This is a genomic window from Bacteroides sp. RTP31139st1_H2_RTP31139_211217 (genome assembly GCF_040227615.1).
In the GTDB taxonomy this organism is placed as follows: Bacteria; Bacteroidota; Bacteroidia; order Bacteroidales; family Bacteroidaceae; genus Bacteroides; species Bacteroides uniformis.
Genome location: NZ_JBCNZM010000214.1, coordinates 1 through 6,537 on the forward strand (window position 1 = coordinate 1; position 6,537 = coordinate 6,537).

General features: G+C 47.9%; 6 protein-coding genes and 1 pseudogene. 4 read left to right on the plus strand and 3 right to left on the minus strand.

The genetic code is table 11. From position 1 onward, the window contains the following. Positions 1 to 72: 72 nt before the first annotated feature. The 3 genes and pseudogenes from ABUA47_RS25005 to ABUA47_RS22050 form a co-directional block, all read left to right on the plus strand. Positions 73 to 150 (plus strand): annotated as a pseudogene (locus ABUA47_RS25005) (DUF2148 domain-containing protein); the annotation flags it as partial. Positions 151 to 288: 138 nt separating this feature from the next. Then, a complete protein-coding gene (locus tag ABUA47_RS22045) occupies positions 289 to 1,404 on the plus strand; it encodes an agmatine deiminase family protein (RefSeq protein WP_005837171.1) in 1,116 nt (371 codons plus the stop codon). 40 nt (positions 1,405 to 1,444) lie between these two features. Further along, positions 1,445 to 2,332: a carbon-nitrogen hydrolase gene (locus tag ABUA47_RS22050; protein ID WP_005827821.1), complete on the plus strand. Its 888-nt coding sequence runs from the start codon at positions 1,445 to 1,447 to the stop codon at positions 2,330 to 2,332. 26 nt (positions 2,333 to 2,358) lie between these two features. Here the strand turns inward: ABUA47_RS22050 and ABUA47_RS22055 are convergent, their stop codons facing one another. The 3 genes from ABUA47_RS22055 to ABUA47_RS22065 all read right to left on the minus strand — a co-directional run bounded on the left by ABUA47_RS22055 (position 2,359) and on the right by ABUA47_RS22065 (position 5,694). Further along, positions 2,359 to 2,739: a GtrA family protein gene (locus tag ABUA47_RS22055; protein ID WP_005827823.1), complete on the minus strand. Its 381-nt coding sequence runs from the start codon at positions 2,737 to 2,739 to the stop codon at positions 2,359 to 2,361. A gap of 21 nt (positions 2,740 to 2,760) precedes the next feature. Beyond that, positions 2,761 to 4,518, minus strand: coding sequence for an aspartate--tRNA ligase (gene aspS / locus ABUA47_RS22060; protein ID WP_005827825.1), 1,758 nt, complete (start codon positions 4,516 to 4,518; stop codon positions 2,761 to 2,763). A 132-nt stretch (positions 4,519 to 4,650) separates the two neighbouring features. Further along, positions 4,651 to 5,694 (minus strand): diacylglycerol/lipid kinase family protein, encoded by a 1,044-nt coding sequence (locus ABUA47_RS22065; protein WP_005827827.1) that lies wholly within the window; start codon positions 5,692 to 5,694, stop codon positions 4,651 to 4,653. 207 nt (positions 5,695 to 5,901) lie between these two features. Here ABUA47_RS22065 and ABUA47_RS22070 point away from each other — a divergent pair. Then, positions 5,902 to 6,537: pyridoxal phosphate-dependent aminotransferase family protein (locus ABUA47_RS22070; RefSeq protein WP_349832055.1), on the plus strand; the 636-nt coding region annotated here is incomplete at its 3' end.

A 6,537-nucleotide genomic window follows, 5' to 3' on the forward strand; every position in this document is an offset into this window, starting at 1 on the left:
CCCGTTTCAAGCAGAAGACGGCATCCGCGATGGTACTCCGTCTCGTGGGCTCGGAGATGTGTATAAGAGACAGAGACTGTCTTTGCCATTCCGGTGAGTGCATCCTCCAAGAATCCATTCTTCGACCGGAAACCGAAGGAAGATAAGTGATAATTGACGAGTAGAGGTTTACAATCATAGAGTAGAGGTTTAGAAGTCTGAAGTAGAGGTTTGGCAATTCTAAACCTAAGGTTTATTCTCCCTCTCTCTGCTAACTTAAAAAGTAACGAATTAGAAAAGATAAATAATATGGGATATTTTGTAGGACTGCCGCTGGGTGGTGCCGCAGAGAAGGACTGTCAGGTGCGTTTTGGCAAGAATATGACTTTTCAGGTAGAGACACGTGCTCCCCACTTGCCTGCCGAATGGGCTTTGCAAAGCGGCATACAGCTTACATGGCCCCATGCGGGTACAGACTGGACCTATATGTTGGACGAAGTGCAGGAATGTTTTGTAGCCATTGCCCACGAAATAGCCGCCCGGGAGACATTGCTGATTGTAACCCCAGAACCGGATGAGGTGAAGAAACAGATTCTCGGCAGGGTGAATATGGAAAATGTCCGTTTCCTGAAGTGTGAGACGAATGATACTTGGGCACGCGACCATGGAGCCATCACCCTACTGGATGCTGACGGTGTATCTCTGCTCGACTTTAAGTTCAACGGGTGGGGATTGAAGTTTGCATCCGATAAGGATAATTTGATTACGCGTCGTGCGGTGGAGTCGGAAGTGATGAAAGGAAAGTATGTAAATCGCTTGGGGTTTGTCCTTGAAGGCGGTTCCATCGAAAGTGACGGCATGGGTACGTTGCTCACCACCTCCGAATGCCTGCTTTCGCCTAACCGGAACGGACAGATGAACCGGGTGGAAATTGAGGAATATCTTCGTTCCGTTTTTCACCTGCAACGTGTTCTTTGGCTGGACCACGGTTATTTGGCAGGTGACGATACGGACAGTCATATAGACACGCTGGCCCGTTTCTGCCCTGCCGACACGATAGCCTATGTACAATGCAAGGATGCGGATGATGAGCATTACGAAGAACTGCATCGCATGGAGGAGCAACTGAAGACTTTCCGTACGTTGAAGGGGGAACCTTACCGTTTGCTGGCTTTGCCCATGGCCGATAAGATAGAAGAGGAAGGGGAACGGCTTCCTGCCACTTACGCTAATTTCTTGATTCTGAATGATGCAGTGCTTTACCCCACCTATCGCCAGCCGGAGAATGATGCCCGCGCGGGGGAAGTGTTGCGGGAGGCTTTTCCCGGTTATGAAATTATCGGGATAGATTGCCGTGCTTTGATTAAGCAACACGGCTCTTTGCATTGTGTTACCATGCAATATCCCGTAGGGGTGTTGAAGTAATGTCGATTATACATAGTAAAACAATAAACCATAGAATAAGATGACAAGAAAAATAAAAGTAGGTATTATCCAGCAGGCCAATACCAAGGACCTCAGGACTAATTTAATGAATTTGGCCAAAAGTATAGAGGCATGTGCGGCGCATGGGGCTCAATTGGTTGTTTTGCAGGAGCTGCATAACTCTCTGTATTTCTGTCAGACGGAAAACACGCAGTTGTTCGACTTGGCAGAACCGATTCCCGGTCCTTCTACGGGATTCTATTCAGAGTTGGCTGCTGCCAACGATATTGTGCTGGTCACTTCTCTGTTCGAGAAACGCGCTCCCGGATTGTATCATAACACAGCGGTTGTTTTTGAACGTGACGGCAGCATTGCCGGGAAATACCGGAAGATGCATATTCCTGATGACCCCGCCTATTATGAGAAATTCTATTTTACTCCCGGTGATATAGGCTTCGAACCTATTCAGACATCTTTGGGCAAATTGGGAGTTTTGGTGTGCTGGGACCAATGGTATCCGGAAGCAGCACGTCTGATGGCGCTGAAGGGAGCTGAAATACTAATATATCCTACGGCTATCGGTTGGGAAAGCAGTGATACGGATGATGAAAAGGCGCGTCAGCTCAATGCTTGGATTATCTCCCAGCGTGGACATGCTGTGGCCAACGGCTTGCCGGTTGTTTCAGTGAACCGTGTGGGACATGAGCCGGATCCTTCCATGCAGACCAATGGTATCTTGTTTTGGGGAAATAGTTTTGTGGCCGGACCGCAAGGCGAGTTCCTGGCCCAAGCAGGAAACGAACGGCCGGAAAATATCGTTGTAGAGGTGGACTTGGAACGCTCGGAAAATGTACGCCGTTGGTGGCCTTTCCTGCGCGACCGCAGAATTGATGCCTATGCCGGATTGACAAAACGATTTCTTGACTGATAACGACGGGGATCTCTGGGGGAGAACTAACGGAATGTCACCCGTTTGTTCATCAGGAAATTGACACTTCCGTAGATGAATAATCCCAGGAACTGGGCAAGGTATTCATTGCAGTCCAGTCCCTCCACCAGCCCTATGAGGAAAAGGAATTGCGCTCCGTAAGCCATTCCGAAAGCTATGGAAAAGAGCAGCACTTGTCGCCAAGTGTTGCTCTTTTTTTCTGTAGGGAATATCCAGTACTTGCACCAGATGAAGTTGTGTATCTGTGCAAGTATATATGCGGTTACATTGGAGAGCATATAGTTGATGTCCAGTTCGTCCATCATTACCCAAACGGTAACAGCCATAATCAAGGCATTCAGCGTGCCGATTACCGCAAAACGAAAAATGCGTGCAGACTCTTTCACTCTCCTACTCTGTACCTGCTTTTACTCTTTCACTTCAACAATCAGATTCAGTTCGTCCAGCTGCTTCTGGTCAATAACTGAAGGTGCATCCAGCATTACATCGCGTCCACTGTTGTTTTTGGGGAATGCAATGCAGTCGCGGATACTGTCGAGACCTGCGAAGATGCTGACCCAACGGTCCAGACCGTATGCCAGACCACCGTGAGGAGGTGCACCGTATTTGAAGGCATTCATCAGGAAGCCGAACTGCTCCTGAGCCTTCTCCGGAGTGAATCCGAGAATCTCGAACATTTTGGCCTGCAACTGTGCATCGTGGATACGGATGGAACCTCCACCCACTTCAATACCGTTGCACACCATATCGTATGCATCTGCACGGACAGCTGCCGGGTCTGTATCCAGCAAAGGAATATCTTCGTCTTTCGGATGAGTGAACGGGTGGTGCATAGCCATCAGGCGGCCTTCTTCATCGCTCCACTCAAACATCGGGAAGTCAACCACCCAAAGGCAGACGAACTTGTTCTTGTCGCGTAATCCCAGTTGGTTACCCATTTCAAGGCGCAACTCGTTCAGTTGCTTGCGGGTCTTCATGGCATCGTCACCGCTCAGAATCAGAATCAGGTCACCCGGCTTGGCGTTGAAAGCAGCCTTCATCTCCTGCAATACTTCCTGCGCATAGAACTTGTCGACACTTGATTTTACGTTGCCGTCTGCCTCTACGCGCGCGTATACCATACCTTTGGCACCGATTTGCGGTCTTTTCACGAATTCGGTCAGTACATCCAGCTGTTTGCGGGTATAGTGTGCGGCGCCTTCTGCGCAGATACCGCCGATGTAGGCGGCATTGTCGAATACCGGGAATCCGTGTCCCTTCATGATGTCCATCAGTTCCACGAACTTCATGCCGAAACGGAGGTCGGGCTTGTCGCTGCCGTAATATTTCATGGCGTCTGCCCATGGCATGCGCATGAACGGCTCGTTCATCTCTACGCCACGGATTTCCTTGAACAGATATTTGGCCATGCCTTCGAAGAGGTTGATGACGTCATCCTGCTCCACAAAAGACATTTCGCAGTCAATCTGTGTGAATTCCGGCTGGCGGTCGGCACGCAGGTCTTCGTCACGGAAGCATTTGGCTATCTGGAAGTAACGGTCGAAACCGGAAACCATCAACAACTGTTTCAGTGTCTGCGGGCTTTGAGGCAAGGCATAGAATTGTCCCGGGTTCATGCGTGAAGGAACGACGAAATCGCGTGCACCTTCGGGTGTGGAGCCTACCAGAATCGGAGTTTCCACTTCGATGAATCCCTGGCTGTCCAGGTATTTGCGTACTTCAATTGTCATTTTATGGCGAAGCTCCAGATTGCTGCGTACATTGGCACGGCGCAGGTCTAGATAACGGTACTTCATGCGGATATCGTCGCCACCGTCCGTATTTTCCTCGATGGTGAAGGGAGGGGTCAGCGATGAGTTCAGAACATCCAGTTCCGATACGATGATTTCAATGTCTCCCGTCGGGATATGCTGGTTTTTGCTGAAACGTTCGTTGACGGTACCCTTAACCTGGATTACGAATTCACGGCCCAAGCGGTTGGCACGCTCGCAAAGTTCGGCATTCACCTCTTCGTTGAACACTAATTGGGTAATTCCGTAACGGTCGCGGAGGTCAATGAAAGTCATGCCTCCCATCTTACGGCTGCGCTGTACCCAACCTGCCAGCGTCACTTGCTTGTTAACATCGGAGATACGGAGTTCTCCGCAGGTGTGTGATCTATACATCTTTTTATTTACTGTTTGACGATTTACTTATTTACTATTTTGAACATGCAAAAATACATAAAACATATTATATGGCGCATTAAAAGGGGAAAGTTATTTTCAGAAACTCCTTATAAGTGCCTTTTTACAACATCACATTTTCGTCAGTTTCTTGAATTGCCTTTTGCCTTTATCCAGTATCATCTTGTTTTTATGGGCGATGTCTTCCACAAAAGCATCATTAATCTGTTTCAGTCCGTTGATATAGTCTTGTGCCCGCTGCAAGACATTCGAAGTGTCTTTTTCCGCATCCCGGGGAACAATGACCTGCAGTCCTTTCTTCATAATCTTTACATCTACATTCTCTCCCATCATCATCGGGTCGCCGTCAAAGTGGACTACCCCCGGTTTAGAACGGTGAATACGGAGTGTCTGGCAACGGAACGTCTTAATCCGGCTGTTCTGGTCAATGGTCTTGTTGAAGAGCTGGAAAGAGAGCGACGGTACATCGAGCACAGTGAACGGCTCGAGTATGGTGACGTCCAGCAGTCCGTCGTTCAAGGTGGCTTGTGGGGCAATATACGCATTGTTTCCATATTGCGATGCGTTTCCGCAGGCTATCAGGAACGCCTTGTATCGCAGGGTGCTGCCGTCCATTTCCAGTTCATAGGTTTCCGGACGGTACTTCAGGCTTTCGAGCAGAGTCTTTTCCAGATAAGTGAGTGGTCCTCTCCTTCCCGCCTTGGAGAATTGCAGGCTTACAAATGCGTCGAATCCCACGCCGCAGGTGCAGAAGAAAGGCACATCGTTGATTTTTCCGTAGTCAATGATGTCTATCAGTCCGTCATTGATGATGTCGATGGCCTTTTTCGGCTCCATCGGAATCTGCAGATGGCGGGCAAGTCCGTTGCCGGAACCGCAGGGAATGATGCCCAAAGCGGTTTTTGTATGTACCAGTGAGCGGGCTATCTCATTGATGGTGCCGTCTCCTCCTATGGCGATGACGGCATGTGCATCTTCTTGTGCCTTCTGTGCCGCTATCTCTACGGCATGGCCTGCCCGTTCGGTATAAATCACTTCTTGTGCATACCTTTCCTTATCCAGTTTTTCATCGAGCCACTTCAGTATCTGCTCCTTACTCTGAGTGCCGGATATGGGGTTTATGATGAATGCTATTTTCTTCTTGTTTTCGTTCATGCAAGGGTTGTTGCTATGCAGGTTTTCCAACTGGCAAAAGTAATATAAATATCTGAAAAATTAACCACATAATTCTTTTTAAAATAAGTATAAGTAGTTTTTTTAATGTAAATAGAACATATACCGACATATTTTGCTATCTTTGCCCCCTGTTTTTTAAGACTTGTATTTAATAGAATTAAATATTCATTATATAAAAGATATTTCATGGGTTTACTACAAGACAAATTTGCGAAATACGACCTGCCGCAGCAGTTTATGGCAAAAGGCGTATATCCTTATTTCCGCACAATTAACAGCCATCAGGATACAGAGGTAATGATGGATGGTAAAAAGGTTCTGATGTTCGGCTCTAATGCATATATGGGACTGACATATGACAAGCGTATCATTGATGCCTCGATAGCTGCCACAGAAAAATATGGCACCGGTTGTGCAGGTTCCCGCTTTCTGAACGGAACACTCGATATACATGTTGAACTGGAGAAGGAATTGGCTGAATTCGTAGGAAAAGATGAAGCACTCTGTTTTTCTACCGGATTTACTGTAAACGAAGGTATTATTCCTGCCGTTGTAGGCCGTGGGGATTATATTATTTGTGATGACCGTGACCACGCTTCCATTGTAGATGGCCGCCGTCTTGCATTTGCCACTCAGTTGAAGTACAAGCATAACGATATGGAGGCTTTGGAAAAAGAACTCCAGAAATGCGAACCGGATGCTGTAAAGCTGATTGTTGTGGATGGAGTATTTTCCATGGAAGGTGACTTGGCCAATCTGCCCGAAATTGTCCGCCTGAAGAAGAAATACAATGCCAGCATTTACGTGGACGAAGCTCACGGC